The sequence below is a fragment of the Pseudomonas spelaei genome (assembly GCF_009724245.1).
In the GTDB taxonomy this organism is placed as follows: Bacteria; Pseudomonadota; Gammaproteobacteria; order Pseudomonadales; family Pseudomonadaceae; genus Aquipseudomonas; species Aquipseudomonas spelaei.
The window spans coordinates 189,875-205,745 of the sequence record NZ_WNNK01000004.1; the positions used below are offsets into that span (position 1 = coordinate 189,875).

Below are 15,871 nucleotides of genomic sequence, written 5' to 3' on the forward strand. Positions count from 1 at the left end.
AGCCATGCAAATCCAGTGTGGCAAGCCAGCTCCCACATTGGATCGTTGCTATTTTCGGTTACTTATCGCTGCCAAGTGCCCTTGAGCGTGTCATCTGTGCCGGCGGAAAATGGCAGGTGAAGGTACTGCCATGCCCCAGCACACTGCTGATCTCAAGGCGTGCACGATGACGCAGCAGCACATGCTTGACGATCGCCAGCCCCAGGCCAGTACCGCCGGTGTTGGAGTTGCGGCTGGAGTCGACTCGGTAGAAGCGTTCGGTCAGGCGTGGCAGGTGCTTGCTGTCGATACCGATGCCGGAGTCCTGAACGCTCAGGTGCGCGCCTTGGTCGTCGGCCCACCAACGGATGCGGATGGTGCCTTTGTCCTGGGTGTACTTCACTGCGTTGAACACCAGGTTGGAAAAAGCGCTGCGTAATTCGCCCTCGCTGCCTTTGAGCAGGATCGATGGGTCGGCCTCCAGGGAAATGCTTTGCTCGCGTTGCCCGGACAGGGCCTGGGCGTCGTTCTTGATGGTCTGCAACAGGCTTTGAACCGGCACGGGCTGGTTGTCAGAGGGGTAATCGGTGGCTTCCAGCTTGGCCAGCAACAGCAGGTCGTTGAGCAGGGTCTGCATGCGTCCACCTTGCTGCTGCATTTGCTGCAGGGCACGGGTCCAACGCGGGTTCACCTCTTCGACGTTATCCAGCAGTGTCTCCAGGTAGCCGCAAATCACCGTCAGCGGCGTGCGTAATTCATGGGAGACGTTGGCCACAAAGTCTTTGCGCATCTGTTCCAACTGATGGATGCGGGTGACGTCGCGTACCAGCATCAAATGCTCGTTGTTGCCATAGCGCGTCAGGTACAGCTGGATGCGCACCCGGTCATTGGTCGGTGACGGAATTTCCAGGGCTTCTTCGAAGTTGTCCTGCTCGAAATATTCCTTGAAGCGCGGATGGCGCACCAGGTTGGTCACGGGCTGGCCGCTGTCCTGAGGTGTCTTGAGGCCCAGCAAGGTTTCGGCTGCGCGGTTCCACCACTCCAGGTTACCGTCGCTGTCGAGCATGATCACCGCGTCTTTCAGCGCGGCAGTCGACTCCTGGACACGGTCGATCACCGCTTGCAGGCGGCCGCGTACCCGTTGGTCGCGGCGTTGCAGGTGATAGATGCTGTCGAACACCTCGCCCCACAGGCCGTAGCCGTCGGGTGGTGCTTCGTCGGGTTGGTGCTGGCGTAGCCATTCGTGCAGACGCAGCAGTTGCTTGAGGGTCCAGCCCAGGTAGACGCCCAGGCCGATGGCCAGGCTCCAGCCGTAGTAACCGCTGATCAGGCCCACCAACAGACAGCCGGTAATCAACAGGAGCATGTGGCGGATCAGGGTGCCATGCCAGTTTTGATTCACTTAAACACGCGTCCTTGTCAGCTGTTCGGGCAGGGTGGGGCAGGCTCAGCCTTTGGTGGAGAACCGATAACCGGTGCCGCGCACGGTTTGTACCAGACTTTCGTAGGCATCGCCCAAGGCTTTGCGCAGGCGGCGGATATGTACGTCAACGGTACGCTCTTCGACATACACGTTGCCGCCCCAGACCTGATCGAGCAACTGGCCGCGGGTGTAGGCACGTTCCTGGTGGGTCATGAAGAACTGCAGCAAGCGATATTCGGTAGGGCCCATCTCGGCCGGCTTGCCGTCGATGGTCACGCGGTGGCTGATCGGGTCCAGCAGCAGGCCACCGACTTCGATAGGCGCTTCGCCATCAGTCGGTCCGGCACGGCGCAGTACGGCTTTCAGACGGGCTACCAGCTCCCGTGGGGAAAATGGCTTGGTGATGTAGTCATCGGCGCCGACTTCCAGGCCCTGAATCTTGTTGTCTTCTTCGCCCTTGGCGGTGAGCATGATGATCGGGATGTCCCCGGTCAGCTCGTCGCGCTTGAGACGGCGGGCGAGTTCGATGCCGGAGGTGCCGGGCAGCATCCAGTCCAGCAGGATCAGGTCCGGCTTGCGGTCGACGATAATGGCGTGGGCCTGCTGGGAGTTCTCCGCCTCCAGGCAGTCATAGCCGGCCATTTCCAACGCAACGGCGATCATTTCGCGAATAGGCGCTTCGTCGTCAACGATCAGAATGCTCCTGCCAACCATGCTAAGTCCCCTTGTCATTTAACTGTCTTGCGCCGCATTAGATAACGGAATTATTGCAGTCGTGTGACAGTATTTTAGTGCCTTGGGCAATCGGCGCCTTCCTGGACTACGCTTTGGGTCCGAATCCTGACAACCACAAAAGGAAGGTTCCGATGACTCACAGTACGTTTTCCTGGAAAGCCCTGCTGGTAACGGCCGCCTTGGCGCTGCCGACCCTGGCATTCGCGGCAGATCCTGCGATGACCAAGGACGGGATGCTGGTGGATCACGCCGGCATGACCCTCTACACCTTTGCCAAGGATGCAGGCGGCAAATCCATGTGCAACGACAAGTGTGCTACCAACTGGCCACCGTTGATGGCCGCTTCGACCGACAAGCCTATGGGCAAGTGGACCGTGATTACTCGCGATGATGAGAAGAGCCAATGGGCCTATGACGGCAAACCGCTCTACACCTTCGTCATGGACAAAAAGGCCGGTGACATGACCGGCGAAGGCAAAATGGATGGGGCGTGGAAGATGGCCAAACCGTAAACCAGCCCTGTAGCCGCAGCCTGGCGGCAGCGGCTACAGAATGGAGTCAGCGAAACCCGTAGTCCGCCACAATCCCGACAAAAATCGCCAACCCCGCCCAGTGGTTGTGCAAAAACGCCTTGAAGCATTTAAGCCGATCCCTGTCCCGGGTGTACCAGAACTCCCAGGCGAAACACCCGGCCGCCGCGAGCAGCCCAAGGTGGAACCAGCCTCCCAGCTCAAAGCGCGTGCCTGCCAGCAGCAGGCAAACCAGTGTCAGGCCCTGCAAGGTCAGAATGATCACCCGATCGGCGTCACCAAATAGAATCGCGGTGGATTTCACGCCGATTTTCAAGTCGTCGTCACGATCGGTCATCGCGTAGTAGGTGTCGTAGGCCACCGTCCACAGCAGGTTGGCGATGTACAGCAGCCAGGCGGTGGCCGGCAGGCTGTTGGTTTCGGCGGTGAACGCCATCGGCATGCCCCAGGAGAATGCTGCTCCCAATACCACCTGCGGGTAGTAGGTGTAGCGCTTCATGAACGGGTAGCTGACCGCCAATGCCAGACCGCCCAGCGACAGCCAGATGGTCATGGAGTTGGTCAGCAGTACCAGCAGGAAGCTGATCAACATCAATACCGCAAAGAACACCAGGGCCTCTTTCGAACTGATCTTGCCGCTGGCCAACGGGCGCTGCGCGGTGCGCTTCACATGGCCGTCGACCTTGCGGTCAGCCCAGTCATTAATGACGCAACCGGCAGCGCGGGTCAGCGTTACGCCCAGGACAAAAATCACGATGTTAGCCAGGGACGGCGAACCCTTGCCGGCAATCCACAGTGCCCAGAGCGTCGGCCACAGCAGCAGATAGATGCCGATGGGTTTGTCCATGCGGGTCAACTGGATAAAGTCCCAGGCCCGCGGATTCAGGTGATTCAGGGATTTGAGCAGACGCTGATACATCAACCATTCTCCGGATGTTCGTGCACGGCCTGCCACAGGCTCGGCAGGAAAACTTCAGCCACCAGCACGCTCAGCGACCCGCGATCAAACCGCGAGCGGCGCGCCCACAGTTCATCGGCTTGCGCGGCGGTTGGCAGCCATTCCTGTGGGTAGCGGCAAACCTCGATGGCCCGGCGTGTAAACGCCTGGTCGCAGAACAGTAGTTCTCCCAGCGAGCGGCTGCCTAGCTCATCCATATGCAAGCCGTCGCCCTGCAACGCGCTACGGGCCGCCACGCTGCGGGCAAACACCCAGGCCTGGCCGTGACCGCGCAAATACACCTCGCGAACCCAGCCAATACTGGCCGGCGGCAAGCCCAGGGCGGCACATTCATCGTTACGCAGCGGCTGCCAGCCTTCCACCAGCGGCGTCACGCTGAAGCCGTCATTGGACAGGCGCGTCAGGCGCCGTGTCAGCGAGCCGTCATCGAACAGCCAGTCGAGGGTCAGCGGCGCAGGCAGGGGGCTCAGGAGGCTCTGGGTCAGCCATCGGCAAGCAACGGAAGCGGCGTTTGAGTGCGGCACAGTGAGTCATTATTGGCAGCAAAAGAGGCGGCGAGCTTACCATGGTGACCCGGACTTTTGCCGGGGCATACCTGCTCCAGGCGTCGATCATGCTTGCATCTGCGCGCCCCGATCAGTACAAAACGCCCTGAGCCGTACGGCAACGCTGGATCTATCGACTGTCGGCCAGTAAAGCCTGGACCTTGAGGAAGCAAGTAATGAAGAAGTGGCAATGTGTAGTCTGTGGCCTGATCTATGACGAGAAGGACGGCTGGCCGGATGACGGCATCGCTCCGGGTACCCTGTGGCAGGATGTCCCCGAAGACTGGCTGTGCCCGGACTGCGGCGTCGGCAAAATGGATTTCGAAATGATCGAGATCGGTTAATTCTTTGAATTAAAGAAACGATTTTAAGAAACGTACTACAAGGAGAAAGGAATGAGCGCACCTGTCGTGATTGTCGGCACCGGGTTGGCCGGTTACAACCTGGCCCGGGAGTTTCGCAAGCTTGATAGCGAAACCCCGCTGTTGCTGATCACCGCAGATGACGGCCGCTCCTACTCCAAGCCCATGCTCTCCACCGGCTTTGGCAAGAACAAGGAAGCCGATGGCCTGAGCATGGCTGAGCCCGGTGCCATGGCCGAGCAACTCAAGGCCGAGGTGCGTACTCATACTCGTATCAGCGGCATCGACCCGGGCCACAAGCGCCTGTGGATCGGTGAAGAAGCGGTGGTCTACCGTGACCTGGTCCTCGCCTGGGGCGCGGAAACCGTGCGCGTGCCGGTGCAGGGCGACGCTTCTGAGCTGATTTTCCCGATCAACGACCTGGAAGACTACGCCCGCTTTCGTGCGGCAGCGGCCGGTAAACGCCGAGTCCTGCTGCTGGGTGCCGGGCTGATTGGCTGTGAGTTTGCCAACGATCTGATCCTCGGCGGCTACGAAATCGACCTGGTGGCACCTTGCGAGCAAGTCATGCCGACCCTGCTGCACCCGGCGGCGGCCGCTGCGGTCCAGGCTGGGCTGGAAAGCCTCGGCGCGCGTTTCCACCTGGGGCCTGTGCTCAACCGCCTGCAACGTACCGCTGACGGTCTGGAAGCGCACCTGTCTGATGGCGAAGTGATTCAGTGTGACTTGGTGGTCTCGGCCATTGGTTTGCGTCCGCGCGTGGACCTGGCCGCCGCCGCCGGCTTGCAGATCAACCGCGGGATCATGGTCGACCGCCACCTCAAGACCTCCCACGCTAATATCTACGCCCTGGGCGACTGCGCCGAGGTCGATGGCTTGAATTTGTTGTACGTCATGCCGCTGATGAGCTGCGCGCGCGCGCTGGCCCAGACCCTCGCGGGCAATACCACGGCGGTCAACTACGGGCCTATGCCGGTCACTGTGAAAACCCCGGTCTGCCCGCTGGTGGTCTCGCCACCGCCACGGGGCACCGAAGGGGTCTGGAGCGTCGAAGGGCAGGGCGCCGACATCAAGGCTTTGTGCCGCGATGCCAGTGGGCGCCTGTTGGGTTATGCGCTGACCGGTGCGGCCGTCATGGAAAAACTGGCCCTGAACAAAGAACTTCCGCCGTTGCTGGCGTAAATACCGGTCGTTCTGTCGGAATAACCCTTGTTTTGAGCATAGAAAGGTCGCCGCGAGACTGGCGCAGGTTCCGATGGCATGCCATCCTCACTCCCGTCTGCCGCAGAGTAGAGCCTGCGGCGCCTTGGGCGCTGCTCCAAGATGAGCAGCACGGACATAACAACAAAAAACCGTCAAAGAGGCTTCATTTATGCGTAAACCAGAACTCGCAGCCGCTATTGCTGAAAAAGCAGACCTGACCAAAGAACAGGCCAACCGCGTACTCAACGCCGTTCTCGAAGAAATCACTGGCGCCCTGCATCGCAAGGACAGCGTCACCCTGGTTGGCTTTGGCACCTTCCTGCAACGCCACCGCGGCGCCCGCACCGGCAAGAACCCACAAACCGGCGAGCCGGTAAAAATCAAGGCGAGCAACACCGTTGCGTTCAAGCCGGGCAAGTCGCTCAAAGACAGCGTCAACCCGTAACAGGCAGCACCGTCTCGAAGGGAGGCGTCTTAGAATAAAAAATGGGCACGCCGACTGGGTCGGGTGCCCATTTTTTATGAGGAAATCCAATCGGACGTCCGTTCTTACGGCCTGAAACGATCAGCCTCGTACCAACTCATCATGGTCATCAGCCGGCTCTTTCCTGACGAGTTCTTCGTAATTCGCGGGCTCTGAACTCAGATCGGCCGGTAGCCATCTACCGTTAACCTTTTTGTAGCTGCCCCCCCTGTAAGGGTGGAGGGCAATAATGTTGGTAATTTCTTTTTGCAGGTTTTTTTCCTCATACCAAACGCTGCCGCATTCGCCGCAACCCCAGAATGGTGGTGGTTGGTTATCTATCAGGTCGACCCATCCTGAGCATTGAGTGATCGGGCATCGATAATTTTTGCTCTGATCCTCGGCACTGGCATTCTCGGCAACCTTGACGTATTGAGTCGATGACCCACAGCAAGGACATTTGATCATTATGAATTTTTGGCCCTTCGCAACTAATGGAGCGATGAAGGCTTGCTGTTGCGCATCTAGCTCGAACGTCTGACTGCAGACTTTGCACTGCGCATTTTTAATTGAGTCCATACGGATTTTCCCCTTCAGGATACCAGTGTAGGGCCTTGCTCTCGGACTTATGGTAAGCCTTGTCCATGAGTACAAGGTTACTTTGCCTGTTGTTGCCACCCCTGAAAATCGGCTTTTTATGATGCACATCGAAGCCTTCCGGAACCTGACCTTTTTTCATTCGGTCGACCCCGGTCTGACCATACTCTTGGACTGCCTTGGGATCTTTGGCCATCTTTTTTAAAAACTTCTGTTTGGCGCCGCCCTTCTTATCAAAGTTGGCGCGAATCTTCTTGATCTGGCTCTTTGTTCTTTTGTGGTAGCAGGTTTTCAAGCCCCATGGATCAATCCACGTGAACGGGTTCGGCGAATATTGGTACAGGTTGAATCCGCCCTCAAGACCAATAGGGTCCGGTGTGGTGAACCGACCCACATCGGGATCATAAAAGCGGAAAGTGTTGTAATGCAGTCCTGTTTCACGGTCCAAGTATTGCCCCTGAAACCGCAGGTTCTGTTCTTCAATGTAATAAGGCTCGCGCACCTCCTCCAACGTGTTGCCCCACACCCGATAAGTCGCCCTCCAGAGGTTGTGCCCGTCAGCTTCGGTCAGTTGTTCCGGCAGGCCGTTGAGGTCGTTGTGGTAGTAGCGGATTTTTTGCAGCGGCCCGCAGCCATCGACGCGGGCGAGGGGGTCGTAGCCTTCGTCTTCGTAAACATACAGGCTGGTCTGACGGTGTTTGTGTTCCTGCAACAGGCGCAGGCCGTCCCAGGTGAACCGGGTTTCGCCCAGTGGATAGCCATCGCTGCCGTGTTCGTTTTTTTCGATCCGTCGGCCGAGCGGGTCATAGGTCATCCTGACGACGCTGCCGTTTTCACTGTGCACTTCAACCAGTCGGCTTTCGGCATCGTAGGCGAAGCGTTGCACGCCCCGCACGGCGCTACGTTTTTCGATCATTCGGCCAAACGCGTCGTAGCGGTAACGCTTGTCCTGATAGGTCAGCAATTTGTTGTGCACCACCCGCCCAGCGCTGGGCTGTGGACCGTCCAGCAGGTTGGCGGCGGCGTCGTAGGCAAAGGTTTCGCGCTGCCCGTGCAGGCTGTCCTGGCTGGCGATGATGCGGCCGGTGGCGTCGTAGTGCAGCAGTTGGCGGTGCTGTGCGGCGGGTTGCTGGTCGAGTTTGCCGATCAGGTTGTCGGCGGGGTCGTACTCGAACTGTTTTTGCACTGTCGCCGGCATCAGCGATGGCTGGCCGGCATGACGGCGTTGGCGTGAGCGCAGGCGGCCGCTGCGGTCGTATTCGCTGCGGGTGCTGATTTGCCCCTGGGTGCGCAGCACTTCGCGGTGCAGGCGATCGCGCTCGAAGTCGCTGATGACGTGGCCGTCGAGGTTGATCTGGTGCAGGTGGCCACTGCCGTAGTACAGGCGATTGAGCCAGCGGCCGTCGGGTAATCGGGTTTGAATCAGATTACCGAGTTCATCGTAGTGGTGTTGCAGGTTGCCAGCAGCACTCTGTTCGACAAGCAACTGGCCGAGGGCGTCGTAGGCGAAGCCCAAGGTTTGGGCATTGCCCAGTAGATCGGTGAAGGTGACGGCCGTGAGCTGGTCCAGCGGGTCGTAGGTGTAGTCGGTGCGGCCATCGTCGGTAGTTTTGGCAACCAATCGGCCGACCGCGTCGCGTTCCAGTCGATGCACGATAGGGACGGGTGGCGTCTCGGGGACCAGGGCCAGGCCGTTGCCGTGAGGCGCTGGTGCGGCAGTCACCGCCGTGACGTTATCCAGCAGGTCGTAGGTATAGTGCTTGGCGCTCCCGTCGAGGTCTTGCTGTTCTGCTAGCCGATCCGCGGCATCCCACGCAAATCGATAGCGTTCACCGTTTTCATTGACCAGCGCTTGTAGCCGTCCGTAGCTGTCATACGCGAACTGCACCTGCCGACCATGGGCGTCGGTGCGCTGGCGTACCTGGCCGCGACGGTTGTGCTGGTAGAGCGTGGTATGCCCGGCCGGGTCGGTGTAACCCACCAATTGGCCGCTGACATCGCGCTGATACTGCTCGGTGCGCCCGTCCGGCAGCTGGCTGCTGAGCAGGCGTCCCTGGGCGTCGTAGCGAAATTGAGTGCGTTCGCCGAGGGCATCGATGATGACCTGCAAATAGCCCCGCTCGTCGTAGCTGAAGCGTGTCGGGTAACCGGAACAATCAATGTGCTCGACCAGTTGCCCGAACGGGTTCCAGCGCAGCTTTTTGCTTTTGCCGGTGGCGTCGATGATTTCCACGACCTGGCCGTGCGCGTCGTAGCGGTAGCGGGTGGCGTAACCCAGAGGATCGGTTTCGGCGATGCAATTGCCGCGCTGATCGTAGCGATACTGCCAACTGTTGTCGGCCGCGTCGGTTTCCACCAGCGGCAATGCCCAGTGTTCCAGCCACAACGTCGAATTGCTGCGACTCAGCGGGTCGGTTTCACCGATCTGGTTGCCGGCCTCATCGTAGCTGTATTCATAGCGCCCGCCTTGTGGGTCAGTGGCGCTGAGCAATTGGCGTTCGTCGTTCCAGTCAAACAGCCAGGTCTGTCCGAGGTTGTCGCGGTATTGAGTGATCTGGTGCTGAGTGTTCCAGTGCCGCGTGCTGACGCGCTGCAAACCGTCACTGATGCCTGTGGTACCGGCTTGCAGGTCATAGTCGAATCGGTAGGTGTCGCCTTCATCGGTCCAGTGCCGAACCACGCGCCATTCCAAGTCTTCAATCAGGGCCCATTCATAGAAACACCGCAACCCGGAGGGCAACTGATGTTCCACCATTCGGCGCCCGGCATCGTAAGCGAAACGCCGCTGCACTTGGCCAGTGGTATCGCGCACCTCAGCCAGATTACCGATGGCGTCGTAGCCATAGCTGACGAGCACTTCACGGCGTTGGTCGGGATACAGACGTTCAATGCGAGTGACATGCTCAGGGTCGCGGATCAGTTCGATTTGCACCAGATCGAACGTATCGCGCAGGCGCGCCAGGCGTCCGGTCTCGTCGTAATCGATATGGATGCGGTTGTCGTTGCGGTCACCGAGCTGGATCAGTCGCAGCAGGGTTGCATTGGCCGCAATGGGTTCGAACAGGCGGTAAAGTCCATCATCACTTTCAATCAGCAACTGCCCGTTGAGGTGCCGCCGCACGGAGAGCCCTTCACCGGCGCTGAACACCGCGCCGCCCAGGGGAATCGATCCCATGTCGATACGCCGGCCCTGTTCATCGGTATAGATCAGTGTCTCACCGCCCTCGGGATGAGGCAGGATTTCGACGCACACTTCGTAGGCGACGCTCCAACCCGCGCCGAACAACCCGTTGCGGCGCTCGTCGCGGCTGTTGTAGAAGCGTTGCCAGTCAATCGGCAAGATGCCAGGCAGCACGAAATCCAACTCATCGTCGCCACCCAGCACCTTGGCCCCGGTCGCGGCATGTACTGGGTTCGACGAACCCATGGCGGCGTTGGCCAGCGCCCCCATCGCGCTGCTGACGGCCATCGAGGTCGCCCCGCCGATCAGCATGCAAGGCAGTTTGCTGAAGAACTTGCCCTTGCCACCCTTGAGCATCAACAGCGCCGTGACCGCCAGCCCGACGCCCGGTGTCTTGCCGCTGCGAATCTCACGCACCACCACCGAACCGCCACCAATGGTCACGTTCGATGAAATCAGCCCGGACGACACCACCGTCGCATCGCAGGTACTGCGGTCGCCGCTGCGCACGGCGGGTTGGCCGTTGATCGTGACCTTTTCCGAACCCTCAGCAAGAAACTGCGGCGGCATCGGCGGATGCTTCATGCAGACGACCAAGTCCAGCGGCTTGGGCACGGCGCCGGGTGCGGGAGTCGCGACGGTGGGGCGCCACATCTGGGAGAAGAAACTCTCGGCCATGTCCAGGTAACTGGCTTCTGCTTCAGGCTTGGTTTGTTCCAGCTCGGTGCCGGCCGGCGCAACATGCGACGTAATCGCCCCGGCAGCTCGAGCAGCAGGAATGTTGTTGGTGAGTGTGTTGGTGGAGCCAGTGAGAATGTTCGCCTGCACCGTGGGCGGAAACAGGGCGTTGCTGAAACTCTCGCATAAATGGGTCAAGCCCTTGTCGGCCCCACTCTTGCTCATGAGGAGGCCGACAATCGTGCCCACCACCGCGCCTAGCAGGAAACACCCGAGCCCACCGGTGGCAACGGTAATGCCGGTAGCGGCGACCACGGCGAAGGTCGCCACGGCAGTGATCGCGATATTGGCCGCCACCTCCAGCACGCCGCCGAGGATGTCGGCCATCATCGACGTGTGGGCCAGCGCATCGCCCATGCGGGCGGCCCAGAGAGCGTCAGACATGTGCCAGGTCCATCAAGTGCATTTTACTTTCCATAGTCTTGCCCATTCCGTGATTGCTAAGGCATACGCATCAGTGCCGTCCTCAGGCGCTTGACCAGTGTCGGATCTGCCAGGCAGTCCAGCGGCGTTATGTTGTTCAGCGCCGGGACCTTTTGTTCAATCCACCACAGGCCCTCTTCAAGCCCTCTTTTGCCCCGAAGTATCACCGCCAGATCGAGGTGGCCGCCCAAAGCCTGCGCCAGCGTGCGGGCGTCGTCGTCGAGGTAGTCTTCCTCGTACAAGTTAACCGAGCTTTGCCAGGCGGCATCGCCGGGGTATTCGTCTTCCAGTCGTTCCATGTTCAAAAACCTGCAAAGGAGATCAAGTTGCTGCCGGTCGGGTTGCGCGCCGACGGCGCCAGGATCCCATCATAGCCGTTGGCCTTGGCCCAGTTGCCGATCTGATGGGTCTCGGTGTACTTCGAGCCGGTGATGCTTTTAAGGCTGACGCCCATTTGCTTACGGACATCGGGCCGGGTCAGGTCCAGGACATTGTTGAGCTGCACTTTCTTGCTGACCAGTACTCGCTTGGACAGGTCGACCTTCCAGTGAGTGACCTCGCCCAGTGCGGTCTTGCGCGAGTTTGCACCATAGACGCCGCCCACACCCTGGGTGGTGTAGCGGTGGGTGGAGTCCACGTTCCATTTGTGTGCCTGCCAGGTCGTACCGATACGCCCGGGTTCCTCGAAACGATAAACTGTGCGGCTGACTTTGCGGCCCTTGGGCGGGCTTGAACACTTCATCAGGCCCAGTGGGTCAATCCAGCTCAGTGGGTTCGGTGCGTATTGATAGAGGTTCAGGCCGCCGGCCAGGCCGATGGGATCGGGCGTGGTGAAGCGCCCGATATCCGGGTCATAAAAACGCAGGGTGTTGTAGTGCAGGCCCGTTTCCCGGTCCAGGTATTGGCCCTGAAAGCGCAGGTTCTGCTCTTCGATGTAATAGGGCTCGCGCACTTCCTCGACGGTGTTGCCCCAGACTTGGTAGCGAGCCTTCCACACTGTATGGCCGTCGCTCTCCGTGAGTTGCTCGGGCAGGCCGTTGAGGTCGTTGTGGTAGTAGCGGACCTTTTGCTGCTCACCCAGGCCATCAACCCGGGCCAGCGGCTCATAGCCCTCATCGGCATAGATGTAGAGGCTGGTTTGCTGGTTGTGGTGTTCCTGCAACAGCTGCAATGCATCCCAAGTGAAGCGGGTCTGGCTCTGCTGAACGCCGTTGCGGTCGAAGGTGGTTTTGGCGATGCGTCGGCCCAGCGGGTCATAGGCCATTTTGACCACGGAGCCGTCGTCATTGTGCACGTGCGCCAGCCGCTGTTCGGCGTCGTAGCTGAAGCGTTGGGTGCCGCGTCGGGTGCTGCGCTTTTCGACCATTCGGCCAAAACCGTCGTAGCGGTAGCGTTTGTCCTGATAGGTCAATAACTGGTTGTGGGGCACTTGCCCGAGGGCATCCAGCAAATTGGCGGCGGGGTCGTAAGCGAAGGCTTCCCGCTGGCCCTGAAGGCTGTCCTGGCTGGCGAGAATGCGGCCCGTGGCGTCGTAATGCAGCAGTTGGCGGTGCGCCGCGCCAGGCTGGCTGTCAAAGCGCTCGACCAACTGATCGCTGGCGTCATAACCGAAGCGGGTTTGCGTCGCCGGCAGCAGCACCGACTGGTCCTGTTGCCGACGCTGACGGGCACGCAGCCGACCGCTGCGATCGTATTCGCTGCGCGTGCTGATATGCCCTTGGGTGCGCAGGACCTCGCGATGCAAGCGATCACGCTCGAAGTCACTGACGACCTGGCCATCCAGGTTGATCTGGTGCAAGTGCCCACTGCCGTAACGCAGGCGATTGATCCAGCGGCCGTCGGGAAGCCGGGTCTGGGCCAGATTGCCCAACTCATCGTAGTAGTGCTCCAGGCTGCCGGCGGCGCTCTGTTCGAGGATCAGTTGGCCCAGGACGTCATAACCAAAGCCCAGGCTTTGCTGCTCGCCGTCATGCCCGGTAAAGGTGATGGCCGTGACCTGATCCAATTCGTCGTAGTGATACTCGGTGCGTCCATCCAGGGTGTTCTTCGCAACCAGTCGACCCGCCGCGTCCCGCTCCAGGTCATGGGCAATGGTGGTCTCGGTGCTGCCGGGTGGCGCAATCGTCTCTACCCGGGTGACGTTGTCCAGCGGGTCATAGGCGTAGCGCTTGAGGCTGCCGTCCAGGCGATGTTCCAGGGTCAGCCGGTCGCCGGCGTCCCAGTCGAATCGGTAGCGTTCACCGTTCTCGTTGGTCAGGCTTTGCAGGCGGCCATAGGCGTCGTGGTTCAATTCCACGCGACGGCCGTGGGCGTCGGTGCGTTGGCGCAACTGGCCGCTCAGCGAGTGCTGGAAGTGAGTGCTATGGCCGGCGGGGTCGCTATAGCCGATCACCTGGCCGCTGGCATCGCGCTGATAGTGTTCGCTGCGCCCATCGGGCAACTGCTTGCTGGTGAGTCGACCCTGATCGTCATAACTGAACGCAGTACGCTCGCCGAGGGCGTCGGTGCTGGTGAGCAGCAGGCCACGCTTGCAGTAACTCAAACGGGTAGTCAGGCCTGAACAGTCGGTGTGCTCGCTCAACTGGCCGAGCGGCGTCCAGCGCAGGGTCTTGCTCTTGCCACTGGCATCGATGATTTCCAGGACTTGGCCGTGGGCATCATGGCGATAGGCGGTGACGTTACCCAGCGGGTCAGTTTCGCTGATGCAATTGCCACGCGGGTCATAACGGTATTGCCAGGCGTGGCCGGCGGCATCGGTTTCCGCCAGCGGCAGCGCCCAGTGTTCCAGCCACAAGGTCGATTCGCTGCGCCCCAACGGGTCGAGTGTCTCGCTCAGATTACCGGCTTCGTCGTAGTTGAACTGATATTGCCCGCCTTTGGGGTCGGTCGCGCCCAGCAGTTGGCTTTCATCATTCCATTCGAAGGCCCAGGTACGTCCCAGTACATCGGTCGACTCGATGATCTGCCGTTGGTGGTCCCAGCGGCGGACGCTGACGCGTTCCAGGCCGTCGGTGATGCGGGTGATGCCGGCGTCCAGCTCATAGTCGAACTGGTAGGCGTCTCCGGCGTCTGTCCAGTGCCGGACGACGCGCCATTCACGATCGTCCACCAAGGCCCACTGATAGAAACAGCGCAAGCCCGTGGGCAATTGATGCTCGACCATGCGCTGCCCGGCGTCATACACAAACCGGCGCTTCACCTGCCCGTCGGACTGGCGCACAGACGCCAGGTCGCCGCGGCTGTCGTAGGCGTAATGCATCAGCACTTCGCGCTGCTGGTCGGGGTACAGCCGCTCGATCTGGCTGACACGGCGCGGCCAGGTGGCGTCGTACGTCAGTTCAACCTTGACCCGATCAAAGGTGTCCCGCAGGTGCAACAGCCGGCCGTCGTCGTCATAGTCGAGGTAGATGCGGTTGTCGTTGCGATCACCCAATTGGCTTAGGCGCAGTAACGAGGTGTCCTGTGGCGCCGGGTCGAACAGCCGGTACAGGCCGTCCGCACTCTCGATCAACAACTGACCGCTCAGGTGGCGTCGTACGCTGAGCCCCTCACCTGCGCTGAATACTGCGCCGCCCAAGGGGATCGAGCCCATGTCGATACGCCGACCTTGTTCGTCGATGTACAACAAATGCTCACCACCCTCCGGGTGAGGCAACAGTTGCACGCTGACCTCATACGACAGGCTCCAGCCAGCACCGAACAGGCCATTACGGCGTTCGTCCCGGCTGTTGTAGAAGCGTTGCCAATCGATAGGCATGATGCCGGGCAGGGCAAAATCCAGCTCTTCGGGGCCGCCGAGGACCTTGGCCCCGGTGCTGGCATGCACCGGGTTGGACGAGCCCATGGCGGCATTGGCCAAGGCGCCCATGGCCTGGCTGACCACAAACGAATTGACGCCTGCCAGCAACATGCAGGGCAGATTACTGAGGAACTTGCCCTTGCCGCCCTTGAGCATCATCAAGGCGGTGATGGCCAGGCCCACGCCCGGAGTCTTGCCGCTGCGAATCTCGCGCACCACCACTGAACCGCCGCCGATGGTCACGTTCGGCGAAATCAGCCCCGACGACACCACCGTTGCGTCGCAGGTGCTACGGTCGCCGCTACGCACTGCGGGCTGGCCATTGACCGTGACCTTCTCCGAGCCTTCGGCGAGAAACTGCGGCGGCATTGGCGGGTGCTTCATGCAGGTCACCAGGTCCAGCGGCTTGGGCACTGCACCGGGAGCCGGGGTGGCGACGGTGGGGCGCCACATCTGCGAGAAGAACCCCTTGGCCATGTCCAGGTAGCCGGGCTCTTCGCTTTGTTCTGGCGGCTCGGCTTCGGCTTCGGTGCCCGAGGGGGCGACATGGGACGGCACGGCGCCGGCCGCACGAGCGGCGGGTATTGAGTTGATCAGTGTGTCAGTGGACCCGCTGAGGATCGTGGCCATGACGACGGGAGGGAACAGCGCATTGCCGATACCCTCGCACATATCGCTCAAGCCTTTGTCGGCGCCGGTCTTGCTCATGGCAATGCCGACGATCACGCCGATGACAGCCCCCAGCACACACGCACCGAGCCCACCGGTGGCGACCGTGATACCGGTAGCCGCCACGACCGCGGCTGTCGCCAGTGCGGTAATTGCTACGTTGGCGGCTACCTCCAGCACACCGCCGAGAATGTCAGCCATGACCGAGGTGTGGGACAACCCATCGCCCAGGCGTGCCGCCCAAAGCGCGTCAGACATGCAGGGCG

General features: G+C 60.7%; 12 protein-coding genes. 4 read left to right on the forward strand and 8 right to left on the reverse strand.

The genetic code is table 11. The features are described 5' to 3' along the window. Positions 1–58 precede the first annotated feature (58 nt). Together phoR and phoB are read right to left on the reverse strand one after the other, a co-directional pair. On the reverse strand, positions 59–1,381 hold the full coding sequence (gene phoR / locus GNF76_RS06775; protein WP_178123209.1) for a phosphate regulon sensor histidine kinase PhoR: 1,323 nt from the start codon (positions 1,379–1,381) through the stop codon (positions 59–61). Between the two features lie 45 nt (positions 1,382–1,426). Continuing rightward, the gene (phoB, locus tag GNF76_RS06780) at positions 1,427–2,116 is read right to left on the reverse strand and encodes a phosphate regulon transcriptional regulator PhoB (RefSeq protein ID WP_155582403.1); all 690 of its coding nucleotides are present in this window, start codon (positions 2,114–2,116) and stop codon (positions 1,427–1,429) included. 152 nt (positions 2,117–2,268) lie between these two features. On the opposite strand from phoB, the gene GNF76_RS06785 reads away from it, so the two are divergent. Then, the gene (locus GNF76_RS06785) at positions 2,269–2,649 is read left to right on the forward strand and encodes a COG4315 family predicted lipoprotein (RefSeq protein ID WP_155582404.1); all 381 of its coding nucleotides are present in this window, start codon (positions 2,269–2,271) and stop codon (positions 2,647–2,649) included. 46 nt (positions 2,650–2,695) lie between these two features. On the opposite strand, the gene ubiA is transcribed toward GNF76_RS06785, so the two are convergent. Further along, positions 2,696–3,586: a 4-hydroxybenzoate octaprenyltransferase gene (gene ubiA / locus GNF76_RS06790; RefSeq protein WP_155582405.1), complete on the reverse strand. Its 891-nt coding sequence runs from the start codon at positions 3,584–3,586 to the stop codon at positions 2,696–2,698. Further along, positions 3,586–4,149 (reverse strand): chorismate lyase, encoded by a 564-nt coding sequence (locus tag GNF76_RS06795; protein ID WP_178123210.1) that lies wholly within the window; start codon positions 4,147–4,149, stop codon positions 3,586–3,588. Before GNF76_RS06795 ends, ubiA begins: the two co-directional genes overlap by 1 nt. A 197-nt stretch (positions 4,150–4,346) precedes the next feature. Here GNF76_RS06795 and GNF76_RS06800 point away from each other — a divergent pair, with 197 nt between their 5' ends. The 3 genes from GNF76_RS06800 (at position 4,347) to GNF76_RS06810 (ending at position 6,180) form a co-directional block, all read left to right on the forward strand. Next, entirely contained in the window at positions 4,347–4,514 is a 168-nt protein-coding gene (locus tag GNF76_RS06800; RefSeq protein ID WP_003213373.1) for a rubredoxin, read from the forward strand. Positions 4,515–4,565: 51 nt separating this feature from the next. Beyond that, complete coding sequence (locus tag GNF76_RS06805) at positions 4,566–5,714, forward strand: NAD(P)/FAD-dependent oxidoreductase (protein ID WP_155582406.1); 1,149 nt, start codon at positions 4,566–4,568, stop codon at positions 5,712–5,714. A 190-nt stretch (positions 5,715–5,904) separates the two neighbouring features. Further along, the gene (locus tag GNF76_RS06810) at positions 5,905–6,180 is read left to right on the forward strand and encodes an HU family DNA-binding protein (RefSeq protein ID WP_003213368.1); all 276 of its coding nucleotides are present in this window, start codon (positions 5,905–5,907) and stop codon (positions 6,178–6,180) included. A gap of 120 nt (positions 6,181–6,300) precedes the next feature. Here the strand turns inward: GNF76_RS06810 and GNF76_RS06815 are convergent, their stop codons facing one another. From GNF76_RS06815 to GNF76_RS06830, 4 genes are read right to left on the reverse strand one after another with little or no spacing between them, the layout of a single operon-like run. Beyond that, complete coding sequence (locus tag GNF76_RS06815) at positions 6,301–6,777, reverse strand: hypothetical protein (RefSeq protein ID WP_155582407.1); 477 nt, start codon at positions 6,775–6,777, stop codon at positions 6,301–6,303. Further along, the gene (locus GNF76_RS06820; protein WP_155582408.1) at positions 6,764–11,098 is read right to left on the reverse strand and encodes an RHS repeat-associated core domain-containing protein; all 4,335 of its coding nucleotides are present in this window, start codon (positions 11,096–11,098) and stop codon (positions 6,764–6,766) included. The genes GNF76_RS06815 and GNF76_RS06820 overlap by 14 nt, the downstream gene beginning before the upstream one ends. 56 nt (positions 11,099–11,154) lie before the next feature. After that, on the reverse strand, positions 11,155–11,436 hold the full coding sequence (locus GNF76_RS06825; protein WP_155582409.1) for a hypothetical protein: 282 nt from the start codon (positions 11,434–11,436) through the stop codon (positions 11,155–11,157). Positions 11,437–11,438: 2 nt separating this feature from the next. After that, on the reverse strand, positions 11,439–15,863 hold the full coding sequence (locus tag GNF76_RS06830) for an RHS repeat-associated core domain-containing protein (protein WP_155582410.1): 4,425 nt from the start codon (positions 15,861–15,863) through the stop codon (positions 11,439–11,441). Positions 15,864–15,871: the final 8 nt, after the last annotated feature.

Bases quoted from the DNA above. Each gene is read 5' to 3' on its own strand.
- GNF76_RS06810 (WP_003213368.1), top strand. From the start codon at position 5,905: ATGCGTAAACCAGAACTCGCAGCCGCTATTGCTGAAAAAGCAGACCTG.
- GNF76_RS06825 (WP_155582409.1), bottom strand. From the start codon at position 11,436: ATGGAACGACTGGAAGACGAATACCCCGGCGATGCCGCCTGGCAAAGC.
- ubiA (WP_155582405.1), bottom strand. From the start codon at position 3,586: ATGTATCAGCGTCTGCTCAAATCCCTGAATCACCTGAATCCGCGGGCC.
- GNF76_RS06815 (WP_155582407.1), bottom strand. From the start codon at position 6,777: ATGGACTCAATTAAAAATGCGCAGTGCAAAGTCTGCAGTCAGACGTTC.
- GNF76_RS06805 (WP_155582406.1), top strand. From the start codon at position 4,566: ATGAGCGCACCTGTCGTGATTGTCGGCACCGGGTTGGCCGGTTACAAC.
- GNF76_RS06820 (WP_155582408.1), bottom strand. From the start codon at position 11,098: ATGTCTGACGCTCTCTGGGCCGCCCGCATGGGCGATGCGCTGGCCCAC.
- GNF76_RS06800 (WP_003213373.1), top strand. From the start codon at position 4,347: ATGAAGAAGTGGCAATGTGTAGTCTGTGGCCTGATCTATGACGAGAAG.
- GNF76_RS06785 (WP_155582404.1), top strand. From the start codon at position 2,269: ATGACTCACAGTACGTTTTCCTGGAAAGCCCTGCTGGTAACGGCCGCC.
- phoB (WP_155582403.1), bottom strand. From the start codon at position 2,116: ATGGTTGGCAGGAGCATTCTGATCGTTGACGACGAAGCGCCTATTCGC.
- GNF76_RS06830 (WP_155582410.1), bottom strand. From the start codon at position 15,863: ATGTCTGACGCGCTTTGGGCGGCACGCCTGGGCGATGGGTTGTCCCAC.